The organism is Paenibacillus sp. J53TS2 (assembly GCF_018403305.1).
GTDB lineage: Bacteria > Bacillota > Bacilli > Paenibacillales > Paenibacillaceae > Fontibacillus > Fontibacillus rhizolycopersici.
This window is the reverse complement of record NZ_BOSK01000005.1, coordinates 36873-55907: the sequence shown is the minus strand read 5'-3', so window position 1 is coordinate 55907 and position 19035 is coordinate 36873. Positions and strand designations below refer to the sequence as shown.

Here is a 19035-nt window from a genome sequence, read left to right as displayed (position 1 = left end):
ATAAAAACGTTTTTATTTTAATCAAAAAGTTCCCTATCGTCAGAATCTTTCAAACGCGCCCGAGCCTAGTCTCGCCTTAAACGGACATGGCTCGAGCCCCGCACGATCAATTCACCGTCCAGTTTTTGCACCTTCCCCTGCTCCTGCTTCTTGATCATGTTCACCAAATGGTTGACGGCCAAAATCCCTTGCCGAGCAATTTGATTTCGTACGGTGGTTAGAGGCGGCGTAAAATACTGAGCGATATCGATATCGTCAAACCCGACGACGCTGATGTCCCTTGGAACTTCAAGTCCATACGAGCGCAAAGCCTTAATGCACCCGATCGCACTCAGATCGTTGCCCGCCAGAATCGCGTCCGGTATTTTGCCCGGATGTTTGTGAACAAAAGCCCGAACCGCATTATAGGTGCTCTCTTCTTCAAAATACCCCTGCACAATGAAATCCTCGTCCACCGGCAATTGATGCTCTCGTAAAGCGGCGAGGTACCCTTCCTTCCGCTGCACGCTGTCGTACATCGTATCCACGCCGGACAGGTAGGCGATTCTCTTGTGGCCCAGGCTAATCAGGTATTTAGTGGCTTCGTAAGAGGAGGCATAAGAATTGAAAATGACCGTTCCCATCGTTTCCTTCTGAATGACCCGATCGAGAAATACCGCCTTGATCTTGTCTTTCTCCATCATTGCGATATCTTGATCATCAACCCGTAATTCCTCGTAAATGATGACGCCGTCGACTCGTCGACCCATGATATTGCTAATAATGGTTTGCTTGTCGGCCGTAACCATCACGTGCAAACCGTATCCAAGCCGTTCGCTCTCACGCGCCATCGACTCGACCAGAATGTAGAAATAAGGTCCCGAGACGCTGGTCGTGAAAAAGCCGAGCATATTCGTCTTCTTCGACTTCAGCTGCTTCCCGTTTAAATTCGGAACGTAGTTCAGTTGCTTGGCAACCTTCAGCACGTGGGATTTGGTCTCCGGGTTCAGTACGTCCACGTCATTTAACGCGTTAGAAACCGTGGAGATCGAAACGCCCGCCGCTTTAGCTACATCCTTAATGGTGACTTTCCCCATCTCTCGATACACCCTATCTATAAAAACGTTTTTATATATTCATCAAGTTATCATAGAAACGCTTTCATGACAATCCTTTTTTTGGGCCTTTTTTACTTTAAGGATTTCGCCTTGCGTTTTGATTTGAAATATCATATAATAATTTTTGTTCGCTAAATTTGCGCCCGTGGTCCAATGGATATGACGTAGGCCTCCGGAGCCTGAGATCGAGGTTCGATTCCTCGCGGGCGCGCCATTCTATATTTGATTTACATGAACAAGTCCTGACTTTTAGTCGATTGGACTTTTTTTATTCTCTTGAGTTTGACTTTCTTTGACTTTCTCGATTAAATTGTTTATGATGAGATTAATCTTCTTCGTTTCCGTCAATTCTTAGATTGATTGGGGCGATTTTTGCAGACTATTCCATTGGGTGGGTCGTTCCATGCGAGCGCCCTAAATTTAAGGAGGTTTTATTGGTGAGTTATATTCCTATGGTCGTTGAACAAAGCAATCGCGGCGAGCGCGCTTACGACATTTATTCCCGTCTGCTCAAGGACCGGATCATCTTCCTGGGCTCCCAGGTGAACGATGTCGTCGCCAACTCCATCATTGCCCAGATGCTGTTTCTGGACGCGGAAGATCCAACGAAGGACATCTCCCTATACATTAACAGCCCTGGCGGTTCCATTACTGCCGGTATGGCGATTTATGATACGATGCAATTCATTAAATCCGACGTCTCCACGATTTGCGTCGGGCTCGCCGCTTCGATGGGCGCTTTCCTGCTGAATGCAGGCGCACCAGGCAAACGCTATGCGCTGCCGAACAGCGAAATCATGATCCATCAGCCGCTCGGCGGAGCCGAGGGCCAGGCAACGGATATCGAAATCCGTGCCCGCCGTATCCTCAAAATGCGTGATAAGCTAAACCAAATCCTCGCCGAACGGACCGGCCAACCGCTGGATCGGATCGAGAAGGACACCGACCGCGACTACTTCATGAGCGCGGCGGAAGCGAAGGAATACGGCTTGGTCGACAAAGTCATCGAGAAAGTGGATCCAACCGCCAAAGCCTAAGGCTTAAGACGAAAGGCTGCGCTTCGAACAGAAAGTTCTGTTCGAAGGGCGGCCTTTCTTGTTATATTTATTTTTAAATAAAGCGAGGGAAGGCACCAGCCAGCCCGGCGCTGGGCAGCCACGGTGACTGCGAGGAGGCGCCGGGGGAGCCCATGGGGGCACGCAGTGGGATCTCGAGGCCGCCGTGGGAGGCCATGGGGCATGCAGTGCGATTGCGAGGACGCTGGGCGCCGGCCGATCAAGCGTGAATTCTGCCACCGTCCGCTCTAACGCTGATGAGAAACGCTATACTAGCAAATTCGGGGGTTTTTCTATTCTAACGACGCTGAGCGGCGCTATTTTCATCAAAAGTACCTGTTTACCGCTGTAAAATGAACAATAAGCTCTGTGGTAAGCGTTAGACTCGGAATGCCGCGATTTTGGCCCACTTAAGCTCTGTGGCAAGCGTTAGCGCTAAAGTTAGTTCAGGTGCGACGGTTGGGATGGCCATTTAGTTGTGTCATTGGACGGCTAGGCGCAAATTGATTAGTTGTGTCATTGGACGGCTTGGGATGGTTAGGTGTGACTTGGCTTGGTTAATCAACGGATAATTAAAGGAGTGAATCGGGAGATGAAACAATCCGCAAGGAAGAAGCTGTATGAAGTAAGCCGTACGTTGGCGAATGTCGCCATGGGTAAAGCGAAGGCCGATTTGGTCGTTAAGGGCGGTACGTTGGTCAATGTCTACACCGGGGAGCTGTTGCCGCTGACGGACGTCGCCGTTGCCGAAGGGCGAATCGCCTTCGTGGGGGATGCCGAGCACACGATCGGCGAGGACACCGTCGTGATCGACGCGGCGGGACGCCACATTGTTCCCGGGCTTCTGGACGGGCATATGCACGTTGAGAGCACCATGCTGTCGGTGGCCGAGTTCGCCAAGGCGGCGCTGGCCAAAGGGACGACCGGCATCTTTATGGATCCGCACGAAATCGCCAACGTGTTTGGCGCGGAGGGCGTGCGCTGGATGCACGAGGAAGGTCAAGTCCTGCCGCTTAAGGTCTATACCACGTTTCCTTCCTGCGTGCCGGCCACCGATCATTTGGAGGATGCTGGAGCCTCGCTGAATACGGGCGATATTGCCGAAGGGATGACCTGGGACGGGGTCGAAGGATTGGGAGAAGTCATGAACTTCCCCGGCGTTGTGTACGGAGATCCGAAAATGCACGGCGAGATCCAAGCTACGATGGGGGCGGGAAAAACGGTAACCGGGCATTTTCCGAGCGATGACGAGCGGATGCTCCAGGCTTACACCGCATCGGGCGTTACCTCCTGTCACGAGACGGTGACCCGGGAGCAAGGGCTGGCCAAGCTGCGTATCGGCATGCACCTAATGATCCGCGAGGGCTCGGCTTGGCATGACGTTAAAGAAGTGATCAAGGTAGTCACCGAAGATAAGGTGAACCCTTCGAACATCCTGCTGGTCACTGACGACGTGTATCCGCAGACGTTGATCGAGCAAGGCCACATGAACCATGTCGTGCGCCGAGCCATCGAAGAAGGCGTCGATCCGGTCACCGCGATTCAGATGGGAACCATCAATACGGCGCGGTACTTCAAGGTCGACGGCGACTTGGGCGGGATCGCGCCGGGTAAATGCGCGGACCTGCTGCTGATCGGCGATCTGCGGCGGATGGAGCCGTCGACGGTTATCACCGACGGCAAGGTCGCCTACGACGACGGACAGCTCCGCGTTCCGTTCCCGGCGTACCCGTATCCGCCGCAGGCGCGTGCCTCGGTGAAATTGGCGCGTCCGTTGACCGCCGCCGATTTCCTCTACCGCAGCGCCAGCGGCAAGGAGCAAACGACGATCCACGTCATTGACGTGATCGAGAACAGCGCCCGCACGGCGAAGGGGACGGCAACCGTCAAGGTTGACGGGGACGGAATCGTGCGGCTGGCCGCCGAGCAGGATATCACGGCGCTCGCTTGCATCGACCGTCATCGCGGGTCCGGCGAGCTGTCGCTCGCCTTCGCGCGGGGCTTCGGCCTGAAGCAAGGGGCCGTAGCTTCCACGGTCGCGCATGACAGCCACAACCTGCTCGTCATGGGTACGAATCCCGAGGACATGGCATTCGCGGCAAACGAGCTGGCGAAGTTGGGCGGCGGCATGATTGCCGTGCTGGACGGCCAGGTGCTCGCGGCGGTGCCGATGGCTATCGCCGGCCTGATGTCCGATCAGCCGCTGGAGACCGTCGTCACCCAAGTGAAGGGTCTGGAGGCGGCCTGGAAGCAACTCGGCTGCCAGTTGAACGCACCGTTCATGACGTTTTCGCTGATCGCCTTGCCAGTCATTCCCGAGCTGCGTATCACCAACCGCGGCCTGGCCGACGTGAACGAGTTCAAGCTCGTTCCGGTGGAAATTAATTAAGGAACTATATCTTTTGAAATCTGTTATTGAAATCTCCATACGATAAACCGTCAGAGTTCACTAGTTCCGCCATGACAGCATTGAAAATTTTCTAAAAGAACAGGTGTAGTAAATTGCATAATTCTAGAAAAAGATATAAAATTAGGTGCGAAGAAAGGAGTGAGATCCGATAAAGAAAACTTTTCTCATTTTTTCAGTGTTCATATTACTGATAAGTTGTAGTTCAACTCTTAACTTTAGTGGTGAGAGTACCAATTGGAAAGTGAAGTATAACCCAACGATTAATACGAAAACAAATAGTGAGCAAGGCACTTATGAATTTCGTTTTAAAGGCAAAAAGATGAAAGATAATACTGTTGATGAGCTAGTAATAGAAAGTGAAAGTAAAAATACTAGAGTTACTGATATTTCTCTACAAAAAGGGGTAATAAGAGTGCCTGTGTCCTGCTCTGGCTGTGCAATATCAAACAAATATACTTCTATAAGAATCACAATCAAGTGGGATGATATTGAGGAGAGCTTAATTTTGAAATAGCTTTAACCTATAACAGTAACAACTCCAGTCTCTGAAAAATAAAGACTGGAGTTGTTCAACATTTATTTACAAAATCATTCTTGTACTGAATAAATAATTACCAATTATATTCAAGATTATTCTGATGATGAAGCTCCCACGTTGAGCTAGTTCCACGTTTAATTGTAATATATGAATTCAGGCCCATTATAACCCTACTTTCAACAGGATAGGACATAGCAGAAGTGGCGGTATAAGAGAAAGTATTACCCGTTGGATATTTATCCTCGTGCTCTAACACAACTCCTCCCCCTGCCCTATTTCCTGATACACCATATCTAACATGGCGGCCTGACAAGCTATATTGGCTGTCAATATTATCCCATCCACCAGATACAGAATTCAATGTATAAGTATATAAATTCCCATTTGTTGATCTAGTATAGTATACAGTTGAATAAGCCCTGATGCCGTATGCCCCGTCCCATTGCTCCTCATCTTTACTCCCAAACGGTCGAATAATACCATTATCATGCTTTTCAGAAACAACCACAAATGAGACAGTTTTAAAGCTTTCAGTCGTCTCATTATTCTTCTCCACCTCTAATAATTTTTGGGTTGTAGAGAATTTTCTTATTTCATCATTTTCCGAAACCGCTCCCATTATTGATACATCCTCTTTGAAATTATCATCTTTTTTATCTGTGACTCCATTTTTTGCCCTTTCATAAAGCAAATTGATATCAGTTATTTCTTTAGCCTTATAAATAATCTTTTCATCAAAGGAGGTCGACTGAGCAAAGCTGGTATTTCCAACTAGAGTTAACAAAAAAACAAGTGACATAACAAGACTTGCTAGTTGTTTCAATATAATCTCTCCTTATAGAATATTTTCTATCATATGTTAATTTATCCTATATTTAGGTATTTGTCCACCATATTTTTCTATTATTGAAGTTTTTTATGTATAAATACATTCTATTTGCGATCCATCATCTTGTAGAGTTTTGGTTTAAACTAAAATACCAGTGATGGCTCAACTTGTCGAAACTGTTTATAGTGGGCGAGAATGCCCCTGATTCAGATAATACGGTTGTTACAAAGTAAGCGAGCTTAATATACCATTCCACGTCTCCCTTGAAGGATGCCGCTGTACGGGGCTGAGCTCTTCCTGGTAGAATCGAAAACCACTTCTATCTAATATATCAAAAAGAAAAACCACCAAAATTTTCTCAGCGGTTTTTCTTTACACAACAACACAACTAGCCCTTTTTTCTATGCCCAGCTTCTAGTTTATTTCGTCACAGCCCCAAATATTCTTAATAGCGTTTTTTCTAGTATTCTCAGCACACCCTCAACTCAATAGGGCAGCGCTCCCTGCAACACTCGTCGCTCCCATCGCCGCGCGTTCGGGCCGGTTTGCTTCTGCCTCCCCGCAACTCACCTGCCTCACGGATTAATGCAGCGCCCCAACCGACTCACGGTACACGAGTCGCGTGTCCAGCAGCACCAGCTCCCCGCCGGTCGCGTGTGCCTCAATCAGCTCGAGGATCTTGCACGCGCCCATCCGGCTGAGCTGCTCGATCGGCCGTTGCACCGTGGTGAGCGGCGGATTCGTGTAATGCGAGAAGCCGATGTCGTCAAAGCCGACGATCGAGACGTCCGCAGGAATCTGCAATCCCGCCTCTGCGGCCGCCTTCATCGCGCCAATCGCCATATCGTCGTTGCAGCAGAACACCGCTGTCGGCCGTTCCTCCAGCGACAGCGCCATAAGCCTCCCCATCGCCAAATACCCGCTCTCCACGTCGTAGCGGCCCTCCACCATCCATTCCCTCCTGACCTCCAGGCCAGCGGACGTCATGGCTTCTAGATACCCCTCCTTGCGCTCCTGCGTCGACTTGTAGCCGGCGATCCCTTCCACCAGAGCGATGCATGTATGGCCCGAGTCGACTAAATGGCGTGTCATCGAGTAGGCACCCTCCCGGTCGTTGGACACAAAATTGATCATGCCAGGATCGCCCACATTCCGATTCAACACAACCAGTGGAATCCCCTGCTCCCGTACATGGCGGATAAACGCATCATCAAGTTCGCTTTGGCTCATCAGCAGAATGCCGTCAAACCGACGGTGATGAATCGAACTGAAATCCTCGAAATCATCGATCCCTCGGAGAAACAAATTATACTGGACGCCAACCTCCTGACCCACACCGCGGATGGCCTCCGCGAGGAAGCTGGAGGACGTCCCCTGGACCATGCTCGTAAAAAACAACCCGATCGTATGGGAGCGCTGCAACACCAAACTCTTCGCGTTATAATTCGGCACGTAATGCAGCTGCTCGGCAATCTCTAGGATCTTGCGTTTGGTCTCCTCCTTGATGAGCGGACTGTTGTTCAGCGCCCGGGAAACCGTCATATGCGAGACGTTCGCCGCCCGGGCGATGTCTTTAATCGTAGCGGACATGAAGCAGCGTCAATCCTTTCTATTGTTCCGGAAAAGCAAAATATCGCTTGGCATTGCCATAACAAATGTCAGTAACGATCCGTCCCAGCAACTCGAAGTCCTCCGGCGCCTCACCGCGATCGACCCAATCGCCGAGCACATCGCAAAGTAAACGACGGAAATACTCGTGCCGTGTATACGATAGGAAGCTGCGCGAGTCCGTCAGCATCCCGAGGAATTGCGACAACACGCCAAAGTTGGCCAGCGTACGCATTTGCTGAGTCATCCCGTCCTTGTTATCGTTAAACCACCAAGCGGTACCGAACTGGATCTTGCCCGGCACGCCGCCACCCTGGAAGCTGCCCATGATACTGGCAAGGGCCCAGTAATCATTTGGGTTCAGCGAATACAGGATCGTCTTCGGCAACCCGCCATCCTGCTCCAGGGCGTCGAGCAGCCCAGCCAGCGCTTCGGCCAGCGGCCCATCGTTAATCGCGTCGTAGCCCGTATCGGGGCCCAGCCGCTTGAACATCGCCGTGTTCGTGTTCCGCAGCGCATGGATATGCAGCTGCATCGCCCACCCGCGCGCAGCGTATTCCTTGCCAAGGAAGCGCATCGTATACGATTTGTATTTCCGTTCTTCCACCGGAGTCACGGAGCCCTTGCTCAACGCCTTGGCGAAAATCGCCTCCACTTCCTTCAGCGTCGTCTCGCGATACTCCAGCGTATCTAGCGCATGATCGGACACACGACCGCCGATTTCATGGAAGAAGTCGATCCGCTCGCGCAACGCGTCTATTAACGCCCCGTAATTCGGGATCGGCTTGCCCGTCGTCGCCTCCAGCTTCGCCAACCAAGGTTTAAACGTATCGCGGTTGATCTCTAAGAACTTGTCGGGGCGGAAGCTTGGCAGAACTGCGGTGTCGAAGCCCTCCAGTTCCTTGATCTTCAAATGATATTCAAGTGAATCCGCCGGATCGTCGGTGGTACAAACCACGTTGACCTTGGACTTCGTAATCAGATCGCGTGCGCCAAACCCTTCGCTTTGCAGCTTGGCATTTGCTTTATCCCAGATAGCCGAGGCACTCTGCTCGTTGAGCAGCTCCTGAATCCCGAAGAACCTTTGCAGCTCCAGGTGCGTCCAATGGTACAACGGATTACCCAGCAGCTGCGGCACAACCTTGGCCCAAGCAAGGAACTTGTCATAGTCATCTGCCCCGCCGGTAATGAGCTCCTCGTCGACTCCACAAGCCCGCATCACCCGCCACTTGTAATGATCGCCGCCCAGCCAGGCTTCCGTCAGGTTGCGGAACGTCTTGTTCTCGTAGATCTCCTGCGGGCTCAAATGGCAGTGGTAGTCGATGATCGGCAGATCCTTCGCATATTGATGGTACAGCACCTCCGCCGTATCGCTGTTCAACAGAAAATTTTTCCCCAAAAACTTCTTCGCCATATTCCCATTCTCCCTTCAATTGGATCGTTGCCTCTCCTATTGTTCACGTTAACATCATTATGCTGATTCCATTGTAACCGTTTCCGGGTAAAACGCAAGGAGATTTATAGGTGCTGGGAAGACGTTGTCAATAACCTCCGTGTGTGTGCAACATCGAGGGGATTACTGTTGGATTTCCTGCAACATACTTGACCCGAATGGGCCTAGCTCGTTCCGACCTGCTGCCGCAATGATGTTGCACTTTGTACAACGATGGGGTCTTGAACGCCCTGAACCCAACGAATTTGTTATACAAAATGCAGGATCTGCCCTCGCCTCGCCCCATACAAAAACCGCCCTCCCGGCAGCATCCAGCCGAAGAGGACGGTAAAAAGGAATCGAACGCTTTAACGCGTTTTAAAATCAAACGGATTCGTACCCGGCGGCAGCAACTGGGCGAACGGAAAGTGGAATTCCGGGAAGCCAAACACATAAGGCAGATAGTCATACAGCTGGAAGAAGATCGTGACGCCGTCATCCTGTACAAAATACGAAGGATTCGGGCCGATCGTCTTGAAGTTGCCGAAATACCCGTCGGTTTCCTGCAGCTTCTTGGCAATGGCCGGGTCAACGATACTGCGGTAATTCGGGTTCGCCCGGAGCAGCTCGTCCAGCGTCAGCAGCTTTCCGTTATCCAATCGGAACGTCAGACCCTCCCGCACGGTAATTCCATGCGCACCGCCGGTGTAAGAGTACAGATCCTCGTAAAGACTTAGCACCCCGTCGCGATTGTAGGTCACCTTGTAGACGCCGACATATTCGTAAGGGTTCCCGCTGGGCGTCGTCGGCTGTCCCGCTTTCGCTTCCTTCAGCGCATTTGCCACAAACGTTTCCGCCTTCTCATTGAGCAGCTTATTCATCCTCTTCTGGACCGATTTGTTCTTCAACCCGCTGATTTGCGGATAATCGACTTTAATCGAGGCTTCGGGGATTTTCTTCTCGATCGTATGGTTCGTGATCTTGACGCCCTGCTGCTCCTGCTGGAGTGTCGGCTTCGCCGCCCCCATCTCCCCGCTAAGCTCTACCGGCGACTGCGGCGCAGCTTCCGTCGGAACGACAGCCACACCGGAAACCATCAGCCCTGCGGTCATTAGCGATGTCATCATTTTTACCGCGTTACGCTTCATTGGATATCGCCACCCTCTTCAAGTTAATACCTAAATTATGACCCTGGTGGCAATAATTCATGTACGCAAAAAGCGCCAGCACGCCTTCCCTAATGGGAAGCGCCTGGCGCTTTTCAGAGATGCCATTGTAAAAATCCTACCGTCCGCTCTTCAATTCGGTCCAGAAGCGGTCATACAGCTGCAGCTTGTCGCCCACGTCGCCAAGCCATTCGGTACGGGACAATTCGTCCTCGGACAGATTAATCATTTTGTCGTTCCGATACTCTTCGCTGTGGAACTCCGTCGCTTTTGTATTCGGATCGCTGTAGCCAATGGATTCGTAGTTCTTTGCGCTCACTTCCGGATCGAGCATGAAGTTGATGAATTTCTCGGCTAGTTCTTTATGCTTCGAATCCTTCGGAATCGCATAGTTGTCCGACCAGATGGTGCCGCCTTCCTTCGGAACGACATAAGCCACGTCCGGATTATCCTGTGCGATGTAGGAAGCATCGCCCGACCAGACGGTGGCGATCCAGCCTTCCTCTTGAATCATTTTTTGCTTAATATTATCGGTATCAAAAGCCAAAACGCTCGGCAGCAAATTCTTCAGATCCTCCACGGCAGCCGTGATCTCGCCTTCATCGGTGGAGCTGTTGGAGCGTCCGGCCTTCTTCAACGCCATGCCGATCACCTCGCGGTTATCGTCAAGCAAGATGACCTTCCCCTTGTACTCGGGATTCCACAGGTCCTCCCAGCTGTCGATCTCGTCTTTAACGTATTTCGTGTTGTAGGCGATCCCCGTTACCCCTGAGGTGTATACGACCGAGTATTTATTCCCTGGATCGTATGCTGGGTCTTTATAGGCGTCGGATACATTAGCGAAGTTCGGAATATTGTTCATATCCAGCGGCGCCAACAGGTCTTGCTTGATCATCGTAGCCACCATGTAATCCGACGGTTGAATCAGGTCATAACCGCCGCCGCCCGCCTTGATTTTGGCCAGCAGGTCTTCATTGTTCGCAAACACGTCATAATTGATCTTCACGTCAAACTCTTGTTCGAATTGCTTCAGCACTTCCTCGTCAAAATTGTCGGCCCAGCTGTAAATGTTCAACGTCTCCTTCGAAGATCCGCAGCCGGACAGCAACCCGATAAGCATCAATCCTGCTAGTACGAGGCTAGCCCATTTCTTGTTTTTTATGTTCAATTCCCAATCTCCCTTCTGTTTCGTCGTACCGAATATAAGAATCCTCCTAGAACGGAAGCACGGATTGTTTCTTCTGGCCCTTGCCACGATTCAGCACAAATTGCGCCAGGAAAATCAAGGTCACCGTTACCAGGATCAAAATCGTACATAATGCGTTAATTTCCGGGGAAATACCCCGTTTGACTTGTCCATAGATGTAAATCGGCAGTGTGGTCGAATTCGGCCCGCTGACAAAGAAGCTCACCATGAAGTCGTCCAGCGATAGCGTAAACGCGATCAACGCCCCGGAGATGATACCTGGAGCGATTTGCGGCAAGGTCACGTGTCGGAACGTTTGCCACGAGCTTGCTCCCAAATCCTGTGCCGCCTCCTCCAATTGCCCTCCCATGCCGGACAGACGGGTGGTGACAACTACGTAGACGTAGGACAAGCTGAACGTAATATGCGCGATGATAATCGTTATTTTGCCTAGCGGCATATTCAATTGATTGAACAAGACCAGCAAGGATAGGCCCATAATGATGTCCGGGATAATAATCGGCAGATACAACAGGCTGCCCATTCCCGCCTTAAAGCGGCGACCCAGCTTCCGCATCGCCAGCGCCGCCAGCGTGCCAAGCACCGTTGAAATTACTGTCGAGACAACCGCCACGGTCAAGCTGTTGGCCAGCGCCTCCATGACATGGCGGTTATCGAACAACGAAATATACCAATCGAATGTAAACCCGCTCCAATCCGCCGCCAACCTAGAGCTGTTAAACGAATAAGCGACGATAAACAGGATCGGCACATAGATAAAAATCATCATCACCAGCGAATGAACACCCAGCAGCGGATGGCTTTTGGTTTTCATGAACGCACCTCCCGCACCTTTTGATATCGCGAGGTCATCGCCCGATTAAACAGCGCAATCAGAATCAGCGACGTGATCACGAAGATCACCGACAGCGCCGAACCAAACGGCCAGTTTCGGGCTCCAAGGAACTGACTCTGAATGATGTTGCTGATCATAGCCGATTTGGCCCCGCCCAGGATATCGGTTACGACAAACATCCCCGTCGTCGATACGTACACCAGCACCGAACCGGTCATAATCCCGGACTTGGTTTGCGGCAGCGTAATGTGCCAGAACGATCTCCAGCGCGTTGCTCCAAGATCGCTGGCTGCCTCCAGCAACTTCTTGTCCATTTGCTCCAGCGCCACATAAATTGGCAGCACCATAAACGGAATAAACGTATACACCATGCCGAGCAACACAGCCCCTTTGGTGTACAGCATCTGCAGCGGCTCGGAGATCAGCCCGATGCCAAGCAGGAGCTCGTTGACAATCCCTTGCGTACGCAGCAGCAGCACCCAGGCATAAGTGCGGATCAGGAAGTTAATCCAGAACGGCACGGTAATAAGCACCAGGCCCCAGGTTTGCATTCTCGGGCCGGCATTCGCGATATAGTAGGCCAAAGGGTAGCTGAGCAGTAGGCATAATGCAGTCGTCAATACGGATAACAGAATCGTGTCCCAATAAATCCCCAAATATAACGGGTCGAAAAATAACGCATAGGCATCCAGATTAAAATCCAGCACGACATTGCCAAGATCGTCGCGTCCCATAAAGGAGATCCCCACCACGATCAGCATCGGCACGACCAGGAACAGGCATAACCACAGGAGCACCGGCAGCATGCTCAAGCCAGATTTCTTCATGATCCGATGACCACCTCGTCTTCTGGCTTCCAATCCACCCCAACCGTCTCTCCGATTTGCCACGTGCGCTCATCGTTTACGTCGAGCACCACCGAGACGGTCATCGGTTCGTTGTCGAGCTGGACAATCAGCTTGTGAACCCCGCCGAGATACAGCACGTCTTGCAGCTCGCCGCTTCGCTTGGATTCGCCGTTCTCACCGCCCCGCACGGCCTTCAGCTTCTCCGGCCGCACGGCGAACAACCGCCCGTCCCGGGAGAAGATGTTATTCTCGCCAACGAAGGTGGCCGAAAACAACGTGGCCGGCTGTGCGTAAATTTCCCGCGGCGTGCCGATCTGTTCCACCTGACCGCTGTTCATGACCACGATGCGGTCGGACATCATCATCGCTTCTTCCTGGTCATGCGTCACGTACACAAACGTGATGCCGAGACTGCGCTGCAGCTGCTTGAGCTCGCCTTGCAGGCTCTTGCGCAGCTGTAGGTCCAACGCACCTAACGGCTCATCCAACAGCAGCACCCGAGGCTTGTTGGCAATCGCCCGCGCGATAGCCACCCGCTGCTGCTGCCCGCCGGACAGCTGATGCGGGTAACGCTTGGTGAGCGCGGTCAGTTGCGTCATCTCGACCGCCTCCCGCACGCGTTCCTGCTGCTGCTTGGCTGGCATCTTCTTCATCTTAAGCCCGAAGGCGACATTCTCTTCCACGGTCATATGAGGAAACAAAGCATAATGTTGAAAAACAAGGTTCAAATCCCGGCGATTTGGCGGCAAATTCGTCAGGTCCTGTCCGTCGAGCAGGATTTTTCCAGCGGACGGTTGCTCGAACCCGGCGATCATGCGCAAAATCGTCGTCTTGCCGCAGCCGCTCGGGCCCAGCAAGGTGAGGAATTCCCCTTCCTTAATCGTGAGCGTTAGCGGATGCAAGGCGACCTGTCCCGCAAAGCGTTTTTCCACCGCGGCCAGTTCTATCATCTTTGCATCAACTCCTTCAATGTAGGCTTGTCTTCCTAAGAAAAAAAAGCCATATCCATTGGTATGGCTTAACAGGTCCTAGATCATTTTTTCGCATATTCACTATACCTTGTTTTGGCGCGGGTTACAATAGTTTTTCTGGGATCTCGGGAGCGAGACCGGCGTTGGATGAACGAGGCGAAACTCAATGGACGATTTGTCCAAGCATTTATGCGCTAACAGGAATAAGACGAAAATCCAACGCTTGTGAGCGTCGCTATTGGGTCCGAAACAGGGATGTGCGAGATGTAACGCTTACAGGAGCGCTTATTTCCCGATTTTCCTGCAGAAAAGGGGCGGTTTCGTACCCATAAGCTCGCTGATCCGCGTTAGAAATGAAACTCCCCTCTTTTCGCCCAAATAAGCTTCCTGGCAAGCGTTAGACAAAAACCCACGGGGCAAGCGAACCCTTTGGTTCCACCTCGCTCGTCGAGCGCCGATTTTTACAAAAAAAGCCACCTCCGACAAACACCCGGAGGCAGCTTCATTTGCATATAGGTTATTTCAGTTCGTACATCACGGTCAATGTTGTTTGCAGGTCGATTTCGCCCGGTTCCACCGGCGTGCTAGCTGCGGAATCGGCCGCGGCCATTTCCATCATCTTATAATTCTGCGTGAAGATTGGCGTACTAGCATTAGCCTGGCTGATGCTCAGTACGATGCCCACCTGGCGGTTCGCTGCCTTGGCGATCGACGCCGCTTTCTTGTTGGCGTCATTCATCGCCTTTTGGATCACCTGATCCTGATATTGATCCGGATTTTCGGTACTGAAGCGGATATTGTCGATCCGGTTAGCTCCCGCCGCCGATGCCGCATCGAGCAACTGTCCAACCTTCGCCAAATCGCGGTAGGTCACTTCAAGCGAATGCTGAGCGGAATACCCCTTGATTTGCTGGCCTTCCTTATCGCTGTACGTATAATTCGGCTGTACGTAGAATTGGCCGGTTTGGATATCCTTATCGGCAATTCCCCATGTCTCTTTCAACAGCTTGGTCAGTGCAGCAACCTTGGTCGCATTGGCGCTTTGGGCTTCCTTCGCCGTCTTGGCTTCCGTCACTACGCCAATCGATAGATACGCTACATCCGGCTTCACGGATAACTCGCCACTGCCCACAACCGTAACCACATTCTTCTGCATCTCGCCATCCGCATAGACCGGCGTCGGCGCATTCAGGGTACCGCTTACAAACATTCCTCCGGCAATCAGTGTCCCCGCAACCAGCAGCGATGCCGCAGGCTTCATCCATGTTCTCATGTTCATGACCTCCATTTATTTGATAGACATTGGTAATTTACCCTTCTAAACGCAAACCGCGTACAAATGTTGCAGTTCACGCAAAAAAAGGATGATTCCGCAGTAAATCCACGGAAACATCCCCTTGTTCCGAATGGCAAAACCAGCGTTTACTGGTTCTCCAACTCCTCTTTGCTGACCAAATTGATTAAAGCGTTTGCAGCCTGCTCAGCATCCGCACCTTCCGCGCTGATGAAAATCTCAGTACCGGTACTGATCGCGAGGCTCATAATCCCCATAATGCTCTTGGCATTGACTTTTTTATCGTCTTTCTCAACGAAAATCTCGGAAGAATATTTATTCGCTTCCTGAACGAAAAGCGCAGCCGGCCGGGCATGCAGCCCCGTCTTCAGACGAACGGTAACCGGGTGTTTAACCATGAAAACTTACCCCCTATACGAATTCAATCCACATCATCATATTCGTAGACATTATAATTTCTATCATTATAGCATACGGAGTACGTAAGACACTAGCAGCAAAACCTTTTTAGCTCCCGCGAATTTTTTCGGCAAGCTCGTCGATTTTGCGCAGCCGGTGGTTCACTCCCGATTTGCTTACCGTTCCTTTGAGCAGCTCGCCCACTTCTTTCAGGTTCATATCGGGGTGGGCCAAGCGGACCTCGGCAACTTCTCGCAGCTTCTCCGGCAAGTTCTCCAAACCCATTTCCTTCTGAAGCAGCTTGATGTTGTCGATCTGCCGAACGGCAGCGCCGATCGTTTTGTTCAAATTAGCGGTCTCGCAATTCACGATGCGATTCACGGAATTCCGCATGTCACGCATGATCCGCACGTCCTCGAATTTGAACAACGCCTGATGCGCGCCGATGATGCTGAGGAGCTCGATGATTTTTTCGCCTTCTTTGATGTAGAAAATAAACCCTTTCTTCCGTTCGATGCAGCGTGCGTTCAGATGAAACTCATTCGCCAAATCGACTAGCGCCTTGCAGTGCTCCTCGTACATCGAGGCAATCTCCAGGTGGTACGAAGAACCCTCCGGATTGTTGACCGAACCTCCGGCCATAAATGCCCCACGCAGATAAGCCCGTTTACAACAGTTTTTCCGGGTGAGCTCCGGATTAATCCCCGAGTTGAAAATAAACCCTTCGGAGACGATTTTCAACTCCCGTAAAATCTCCTCAACCCGCGCCGGAATGCGGACGATGTAGACGTTGTTTTTCTTGAGGCGCATCTTTTTCCGGACCAGCAGCTCCGTATGAATTTGGAAATGCTTCTTCAGCAAGGAGTAGATCCGCCTTGCGATCGCGGCGTTTTCGGTGGAGATATCCAAAATGATCTTTTTGTTCGAAACCTGCACCGATCCGTTCATCCGGATCAAGGCGGATAATTCGGCCTGCTCGCAGCAGTCCGAGGCTTCGACCATCGTCAGCTCTTTTTTGGTTTGCGCCGCAAATGACAAGGGACTCACCTCTTTCGTAAAATCCAGTTATCAACCAGTTGGTAAATATGATGGCTTAATTTATCAGCGTCATGCCGCAGGTATCTTCGGAACAACACCAACGTATCGGCGATGACCTTGTAACCTTGACCCGTCACGTTATCCCAGTCTACCTGGACGGGCTTAGCACCTTTCTCTGCGTAGAAATCCTGAACCTGCGGCGGAATTTCGCCGTCATTCACGATCACGTAGTCAAACAAATGCTTGCCGACATGGTTATACACTGCCTGCAAATGGTCGCTGACCGTGTAATCGTCCGTCTCGCCCGGTTGGGTCATGACGTTGCATATGAATATTTTGATCGCAGAAGTATTCTCCAATACGGCCTCCGCCAGCTTCGGTACGAGTAAGTTAGGAATGATGCTGGTATACAAGCTGCCCGGTCCGATCAGAATCGCGTCGGCCTCCCGGATCGCCTCAACGGCCTCCGGCAACGGCTCGACTTCCTCCGGTTCAAGGAAGATACGCTTAATTCGGCCCCGCACTTCGGGAATCTTCGATTCCCCGGTCACGATCGTGCCGTCTTCCATCTCCGCATGCAGCACCACCGCCTGACCGGCAGCGGGCAGTACGCGCCCACGCACGGCAAAGACACGGCTGAGCTCGCGAACGGCCGTCACAAAATCGCCGGAAATGTCTGTAATCGCGGCCAAAATCAAATTGCCCAAACTATGGCCGGCCAGCCCCGAACCCGAGGCAAACCGGTAGTTCAACATATCCGACAGCAGCGGCTCGACGTCGGCCAGCGCGGTTAATACGTTTCGGATATCGCCGGGTGGCGGCATTTGCAGTTCGTTGCGCAAAATCCCGGAGCTGCCCCCATCGTCGGCTACGGTTACGATAGCCGTGATATCGAGCGGTTTCTCTTTCAACCCGCGAAGCATGACAGACAATCCGGTGCCCCCGCCCATCACGACGATCCGCGGAACTCTGTTCTCCTTAGCCCGATGTATCACTTGGTTCACCTCTTAATGAGGGTTCAAAGGAGATCGGATTCTCCTTCTGAATAGCCTCTATACTTGCAGGGGAGCTAGATTAACGGTCTCGACCCTCGTCGCGATGACTCACGCGAACCGTTTCCGTTTCGCTGACGCCGAGCATCCGACCGAGGTATTCGGCAATCGCAACCGAGCGGTGTTTCCCGCCGGTGCAGCCGATCCCGATGATCACCTGGCTTTTCCCCTCTTTATGGTACTGCGGCAACAGAAAATGCAGCATATCCAGCAGTTTGGCCAGGAACGTTTGGGTCTCCGGCCACTTCATAACATATTCATATACATCGCTGTCTTGTCCCGTGTGCGGACGAAGCTGCTCGATATAATGCGGATTCGGCAAGAAGCGAACGTCGAACACCAGGTCAGCGTCGATTGGGATGCCGTATTTGAATCCGAACGAAGTAATATTTACCGATAAATTGCTGCTCTCCAGATGTGAGAAGCGGGAAATGATCTTCTCCTTGAGCTGCGCCGGCTTCATGTTGCTGGTATCAATCACCTGGGTTGCCGACATCCGCAATTCATCCAGCATTTTACGCTCCAGCCGAATGCCGTCGAGCGGCATACCTTCTGGGGCTAGCGGATGACGGCGGCGGCTTTCCTTATACCGCTGTACGAGAATCGAGTCGGTGGCATCGAGGAACAGGATTTCACACTTGATGGTGAAATGTTCCTTAATAAAGCTAAGCGACTCCGACAGCGCCGTGAAGAATTCCCGGCCACGCAAGTCGATGACGAGCGCGACCTTGGCGATTTTCCCTTTGGACTGCTCAATCAATTCGGCGAATTTGGGAATCAGCACCGGAGGCAAATTATCCACGCAAAAAAATCCGAGATCTTCCAGACTCCGTACGGCCAGCGATTTACCTGCCCCCGACATGCCCGTGATAATGATCAGATTGGCGACCGAACCTGTTTCCTTCTCCGGCATTGTTGTTCCCTCCTCGCGAAATTCTCCTTGTCCCATGTTCTTTTTTTCTCCTCAGAAAACCATTAGCCTGACCTGCTTGAACGTCACTGATCCTAACGGACCGTAATGACCTTATTGGCCGATTTTCCGGCGGTTTCCCGCTGTAACGGACCTCAGAGACCTTATTGGGCTCGTAGGTCGGCCATTTCGCTGCATTTGCCTGAAATAGGGTCTCCTCAGTCCGTTAGAATCCGCAATGGGTCTGCAACGGACGAATAGCATCTCTGGTGTCCGTTAGCCTGCAGGTATACATCGCACTGACTCAGCTTCGTGATGGAAAGACGACTTTTTGAACTTCCTTAAT

General features: G+C 51.7%; 17 protein-coding genes and 1 tRNA gene. 4 read left to right on the top strand and 14 right to left on the bottom strand.

The features are described 5' to 3' along the window. Positions 1-65: 65 nt before the first annotated feature. Positions 66-1076, bottom strand: coding sequence for a LacI family DNA-binding transcriptional regulator (locus KJS42_RS12710; protein ID WP_155606945.1), 1011 nt, complete (start codon positions 1074-1076; stop codon positions 66-68). 160 nt (positions 1077-1236) lie between these two features. On the opposite strand from KJS42_RS12710, the gene KJS42_RS12705 reads away from it, so the two are divergent. From KJS42_RS12705 to KJS42_RS12690, 4 genes are all read left to right on the top strand, one after another. Continuing rightward, positions 1237-1311, top strand: a tRNA-Arg gene (locus KJS42_RS12705). 223 nt (positions 1312-1534) lie between these two features. Then, entirely contained in the window at positions 1535-2134 is a 600-nt protein-coding gene (gene clpP, locus KJS42_RS12700; RefSeq protein ID WP_280516406.1) for an ATP-dependent Clp endopeptidase proteolytic subunit ClpP, read from the top strand. Between the two features lie 610 nt (positions 2135-2744). Then, positions 2745-4541, top strand: a complete 1797-nt coding sequence (gene ade, locus KJS42_RS12695) for an adenine deaminase (protein WP_213623049.1) — start codon at positions 2745-2747, stop codon at positions 4539-4541. A gap of 262 nt (positions 4542-4803) precedes the next feature. Next, positions 4804-5076, top strand: a complete 273-nt coding sequence (locus KJS42_RS12690; protein WP_155606943.1) for a hypothetical protein — start codon at positions 4804-4806, stop codon at positions 5074-5076. A 97-nt stretch (positions 5077-5173) separates the two neighbouring features. Here the strand turns inward: KJS42_RS12690 and KJS42_RS12685 are convergent, their stop codons facing one another. The 13 genes from KJS42_RS12685 to rapZ all read right to left on the bottom strand — a co-directional run bounded on the left by KJS42_RS12685 (position 5174) and on the right by rapZ (position 18692). Further along, positions 5174-5923: a hypothetical protein gene (locus KJS42_RS12685; RefSeq protein WP_213623048.1), complete on the bottom strand. Its 750-nt coding sequence runs from the start codon at positions 5921-5923 to the stop codon at positions 5174-5176. A gap of 588 nt (positions 5924-6511) precedes the next feature. After that, positions 6512-7519 carry a LacI family DNA-binding transcriptional regulator gene (locus KJS42_RS12680; protein WP_213623047.1) on the bottom strand — a complete coding sequence of 336 codons (1008 nt, stop codon included), beginning with the start codon at positions 7517-7519 and terminating at the stop codon, positions 6512-6514. A gap of 19 nt (positions 7520-7538) precedes the next feature. After that, positions 7539-8951 carry a glucuronate isomerase gene (uxaC, locus tag KJS42_RS12675; RefSeq protein WP_193417278.1) on the bottom strand — a complete coding sequence of 471 codons (1413 nt, stop codon included), beginning with the start codon at positions 8949-8951 and terminating at the stop codon, positions 7539-7541. Between the two features lie 386 nt (positions 8952-9337). Next, entirely contained in the window at positions 9338-10117 is a 780-nt protein-coding gene (locus tag KJS42_RS12670) for a DUF3298 and DUF4163 domain-containing protein (protein WP_213623046.1), read from the bottom strand. A gap of 136 nt (positions 10118-10253) precedes the next feature. Next, the gene (locus KJS42_RS12665) at positions 10254-11297 is read right to left on the bottom strand and encodes a spermidine/putrescine ABC transporter substrate-binding protein (protein ID WP_280516408.1); all 1044 of its coding nucleotides are present in this window, start codon (positions 11295-11297) and stop codon (positions 10254-10256) included. Between the two features lie 52 nt (positions 11298-11349). After that, a complete protein-coding gene (locus tag KJS42_RS12660; RefSeq protein ID WP_213623045.1) occupies positions 11350-12156 on the bottom strand; it encodes an ABC transporter permease in 807 nt (268 codons plus the stop codon). Further along, positions 12153-13004, bottom strand: coding sequence for an ABC transporter permease (locus KJS42_RS12655; RefSeq protein WP_155606937.1), 852 nt, complete (start codon positions 13002-13004; stop codon positions 12153-12155). Before KJS42_RS12655 ends, KJS42_RS12660 begins: the two co-directional genes overlap by 4 nt. Further along, positions 13001-13975 (bottom strand): ABC transporter ATP-binding protein, encoded by a 975-nt coding sequence (locus KJS42_RS12650; RefSeq protein WP_155606936.1) that lies wholly within the window; start codon positions 13973-13975, stop codon positions 13001-13003. Before KJS42_RS12650 ends, KJS42_RS12655 begins: the two co-directional genes overlap by 4 nt. 538 nt (positions 13976-14513) lie before the next feature. After that, positions 14514-15269 carry an SIMPL domain-containing protein gene (locus KJS42_RS12645; RefSeq protein WP_155606935.1) on the bottom strand — a complete coding sequence of 252 codons (756 nt, stop codon included), beginning with the start codon at positions 15267-15269 and terminating at the stop codon, positions 14514-14516. Between the two features lie 149 nt (positions 15270-15418). Continuing rightward, a complete protein-coding gene (locus KJS42_RS12640; protein ID WP_155606934.1) occupies positions 15419-15688 on the bottom strand; it encodes an HPr family phosphocarrier protein in 270 nt (89 codons plus the stop codon). 109 nt (positions 15689-15797) lie between these two features. Next, the gene (gene whiA, locus KJS42_RS12635; protein WP_155606933.1) at positions 15798-16727 is read right to left on the bottom strand and encodes a DNA-binding protein WhiA; all 930 of its coding nucleotides are present in this window, start codon (positions 16725-16727) and stop codon (positions 15798-15800) included. A 5-nt stretch (positions 16728-16732) separates the two neighbouring features. Continuing rightward, positions 16733-17677 (bottom strand): gluconeogenesis factor YvcK family protein, encoded by a 945-nt coding sequence (locus KJS42_RS12630; RefSeq protein ID WP_155607041.1) that lies wholly within the window; start codon positions 17675-17677, stop codon positions 16733-16735. A 124-nt stretch (positions 17678-17801) separates the two neighbouring features. After that, entirely contained in the window at positions 17802-18692 is an 891-nt protein-coding gene (rapZ, locus tag KJS42_RS12625) for an RNase adapter RapZ (RefSeq protein ID WP_193417279.1), read from the bottom strand. Positions 18693-19035 lie beyond the last annotated feature (343 nt).

Coding starts and splice junctions, on each gene's coding strand:
- KJS42_RS12710 (WP_155606945.1), bottom strand. CDS start 1,076: ATGGGGAAAGTCACCATTAAGGATGTAGCTAAAGCGGCGGGCGTTTCG.
- ade (WP_213623049.1), top strand. CDS start 2,745: ATGAAACAATCCGCAAGGAAGAAGCTGTATGAAGTAAGCCGTACGTTG.
- KJS42_RS12680 (WP_213623047.1), bottom strand. CDS start 7,519: ATGTCCGCTACGATTAAAGACATCGCCCGGGCGGCGAACGTCTCGCAT.
- uxaC (WP_193417278.1), bottom strand. CDS start 8,951: ATGGCGAAGAAGTTTTTGGGGAAAAATTTTCTGTTGAACAGCGATACG.
- KJS42_RS12670 (WP_213623046.1), bottom strand. CDS start 10,117: ATGAAGCGTAACGCGGTAAAAATGATGACATCGCTAATGACCGCAGGG.
- KJS42_RS12660 (WP_213623045.1), bottom strand. CDS start 12,156: ATGAAAACCAAAAGCCATCCGCTGCTGGGTGTTCATTCGCTGGTGATG.
- KJS42_RS12655 (WP_155606937.1), bottom strand. CDS start 13,004: ATGAAGAAATCTGGCTTGAGCATGCTGCCGGTGCTCCTGTGGTTATGC.
- KJS42_RS12650 (WP_155606936.1), bottom strand. CDS start 13,975: ATGATAGAACTGGCCGCGGTGGAAAAACGCTTTGCGGGACAGGTCGCC.
- KJS42_RS12645 (WP_155606935.1), bottom strand. CDS start 15,269: ATGAGAACATGGATGAAGCCTGCGGCATCGCTGCTGGTTGCGGGGACA.
- KJS42_RS12640 (WP_155606934.1), bottom strand. CDS start 15,688: ATGGTTAAACACCCGGTTACCGTTCGTCTGAAGACGGGGCTGCATGCC.
- KJS42_RS12630 (WP_155607041.1), bottom strand. CDS start 17,677: ATGGGCGGGGGCACCGGATTGTCTGTCATGCTTCGCGGGTTGAAAGAG.
- rapZ (WP_193417279.1), bottom strand. CDS start 18,692: ATGCCGGAGAAGGAAACAGGTTCGGTCGCCAATCTGATCATTATCACG.